At 69.5% G+C, this 3,206-nt stretch carries 2 protein-coding genes; one reads left to right on the forward strand and one right to left on the reverse strand.

Going from position 1 to position 3,206, the window contains the following annotated elements:
• Positions 1–300: 300 nt before the first annotated feature.
• A complete protein-coding gene (locus ACWGIF_RS37795) occupies positions 301–1,545 on the reverse strand; it encodes a cytochrome P450 (RefSeq protein WP_453504384.1) in 1,245 nt (414 codons plus the stop codon).
• A gap of 240 nt (positions 1,546–1,785) precedes the next feature.
• Between ACWGIF_RS37795 and ACWGIF_RS37800 the strand changes: the two genes are divergently transcribed.
• Positions 1,786–2,955, forward strand: coding sequence for a steroid 3-ketoacyl-CoA thiolase (locus tag ACWGIF_RS37800; protein ID WP_453504386.1), 1,170 nt, complete (start codon positions 1,786–1,788; stop codon positions 2,953–2,955).
• The last annotated feature ends 251 nt before the right edge of the window (positions 2,956–3,206 follow it).

Below are 3,206 nucleotides of genomic sequence, written 5' to 3' on the forward strand. Positions count from 1 at the left end.
ATCCTGTGCCCCGGCGCCCCTTCGGCTGGATCGCCGCTGTCAGTCAGGATCGCCTGGCTGGCGCCGGGCCGCCACTCGAACGGGTGCTGGCCGGCTGCCGGGCTTCCGCGCCGGGCCCTGCGCCTCAAGCGCCGGCGGGGCTGGAGGTGCGGGGCTCCGCCCTGGACCCCGCGCCTCAAAACGCCGGCGGGGCTGGAGGGTGCGGCGGGGCTGGAGGGGGTGGCGGGGCTGGAGGTGTGGGGTTCCGCCCCGGGACCCGCGCCTCAAACGCCGGCGAGGCTGTTGATGGTGGTGGGGTGGTCAGGCGTGGCTGACGCGGAGTTCCTTGATGCCGTTGAGCCAGGCCGCGCGGAGCCGGCGCGGGTCTTCGCCGGTCAGGCGCAGGTCGGGCAGGGCATCGGCCAGGGCGTTGAAGATCAGGTCGATCTCCATGATGGCCAGGGATTTGCCGAGACAGAAGTGCGGGCCGCCGCCGCCGAAGCCCAGGTGCGGGTTCGGGTCGCGGGTGATGTCGAAGACGTCCGGGTTCTCGAAGACTTCGGGGTCGTGGTTGGCGGAGGAGTAGAACAGCCCCACCCGGTCGCCCGCCTTGATCTTCTGGCCGCCGAGTTCGGTGTCCTGCGTGGCGGTGCGCTGGAAGGAGACCACCGGGGTGGCCCAGCGCACGATCTCCTCCGCGGTGGTCGACGGCCGGGTCGCCTTGTAGCGCTCCCACTGCTCGGGGTGGGTCAGGAAGGCGTGCATGCCGTGACTGATGGCGTTGCGCGTGGTCTCGTTGCCCGCGACCGCGAGGAGGAGAACGAAGAAGCCGAACTCGTCCGAGCCGAGGTTGCCCTGGCCCTCCGCCGCGACGAGTTGGGTGACGATGTCCTTGGCCGGGCACTCCTTGCGCTCGGCGGAGAGGTTCATCGCGTAGCCGATGAGTTCCATCGCCGCGTTGGCGCCGACCTCCTCGGTGATCGCGTACTCCGGGTCGTCGTAGGCGATCATCTTGTTCGACCAGTCGAAGATCTTGGAGCGGTCCTTCTGCGGTACGCCGATCAGTTCGGCGATGGCCTGCAGCGGAAGCTCGCACGCCACCTGCGTGACGAAGTCGAAGCTGCCGTCGGCCGCTGCCGCCGACGCCTCCTCGACGATCTTCCGGGCCCGGTCCCGGAGGGCCGCCTCCAGCCCGCGGATGGCCCGCGGGGTGAAACCGCGCTGCACGATCTGGCGTACGCGCGTGTGTTCCGGCGGATCCATGTTCAGCATGATCAGGCGCTGGGCATCTATTGCATCGCGCTGGATGTGCTCGTTGAAGCGGATGATGGCCGTGTTGGTGGTGGAGGAGAAGAGTTCCGGGTGCGTGGAGACGTACTTGACGTCCGCGTGCCGGGTCACGACCCAGTAGCCCTCGTCGTCGAAGCCGGTGATGCCCCGCCGCTGCGGACACCACCACACCGGTGCGCTCTGCCGCAGCTTGGCGAATTCGGGGTGGGGGACCCGGCTTTGGAGCAGGTCGGGGTCGGTGGCGTCGAAACCGTCGGGCAGCGCGGGGCAGGACATCGGGCAACTCCAAAGTCTGACGGACCATCAGAAGTTGGCTTGAAGGTAGTAACGAGTTCTGGAAGTGACAAGGGTCGGAGCGTCAACTGTTGCGTGTGGAATCCGTGCAGGCCGCGTGCAAGACCCTTGCGTGCCGGGGCCCCAGGTCATAAGACTGCGGATAGAACTAGAACGCGTACTAGTTCGGGCGGGGCGCCGGGACGGCCCGCCGCGTTGCGCAGTGCAGGAGAGGACGAGCTCATGGCCGCGGAACCCGTCATCGTCGAAGCCGTACGCACTCCCATCGGCAAGCGCGGGGGCGCGCTCGCCAACCTCCATCCCGCCTACCTGCTCGGCGAGACCTACCGTGAACTGCTGGCCCGTACCGGAATCCAGCCCGACTGCGTCGAGCAGATCGTCGGCGGCACCGTCACCCACGCCGGCGAGCAGTCGATGAACCCCGCCCGCAACGCCTGGCTCGCCATGGGACTCCCGTACGAGACCGCCGCCACGACCGTGGACTGTCAGTGCGGCAGCTCGCAGCAGGCCAACCACATGGTCGCCAACATGATCTCCGGCGGGGTCATGGACATCGGCATCGCCTGCGGCGTCGAGGCCATGAGCCGCGTGCCGCTGGGCTCCGGATCCAAGCACGGCCCGGGCAAACCCTTCCCGGACGAGTGGAACGTGGACCTCCCGAACCAGTTCGAGGCCGCCGAGCGGATCGCCCGCCACCGGGGCCTCGGCCGCGAGGACGTCGACAGGCTGGGCCTGCTCTCACAGGAGCGGGCCGCGGCCGCCTGGGCGGAGGAGCGGTTCAAGCGCGAGACGTTCGCCGTCCAGGTGCCCACCACGGAGGAGGAACAGGCCGCCGGACAGGGCATGTGGCGCCTGGTCGACCGGGACGAGGGTCTGCGCGACACCAGCATGGAGGCGCTGGCCCGGCTCAAGCCGGTCATGCCGACCGCCGTGCACACCGCCGGCAACTCCTCGCAGATCTCCGACGGTGCCGCCGCCGTGATGTGGGCCTCACGCAAGATGGCCCGCGCGCTCAAGCTCAAGCCGCGCGCCCGGATCGTCGCCCAGACGCTCGTCGGCGCCGACCCGCACTACCACCTGGACGGGCCGATCGACGCGACCCGGGCGGTGCTCGGCAAGGCCGGGATGTCCCTCGGGGACATCGACCTCGTCGAGATCAACGAGGCCTTCGCCTCCGTCGTCCTCAGCTGGGCCCAGGTCTTCGGCCAGGACCTGGAGAAGGTCAACGTCAACGGCGGCGGCATCGCGCTCGGCCACCCCGTCGGCGCCACCGGCGCCCGGCTGATCACCACCGCGCTGCACGAGCTGGAACGGCGTGACAAGGAGTTCGCGCTGATCACCATGTGCGCCGGCGGCGCGCTGGCGACCGGCACGATCATCCAGCGCCTGTGAGCCCTGTGAGCCCTGTGAGCCCTGGGGGCTCGGTGAGTTCCGTGGGCGGGCGCCTCTGAACCCCTTGGGATGGGATGCAGAAGGCCCCGGTGGCCGGACCTGGGGAGGTCGGCCGCCGGGGCCTTCGTATGTCTGCTGCGTTACTGCATCACTGCGCTGCTGCCGTGCTGCTGGTGGCTTAGTACCAGTGGTTGGCGGACCAGAAGTTCCAGGCGCCGACGGGGCTGCCGTAGCGCTCGTTCATGTAGTCC

It is taken from the genome of Streptomyces sp. NPDC054849, assembly GCF_053610945.1.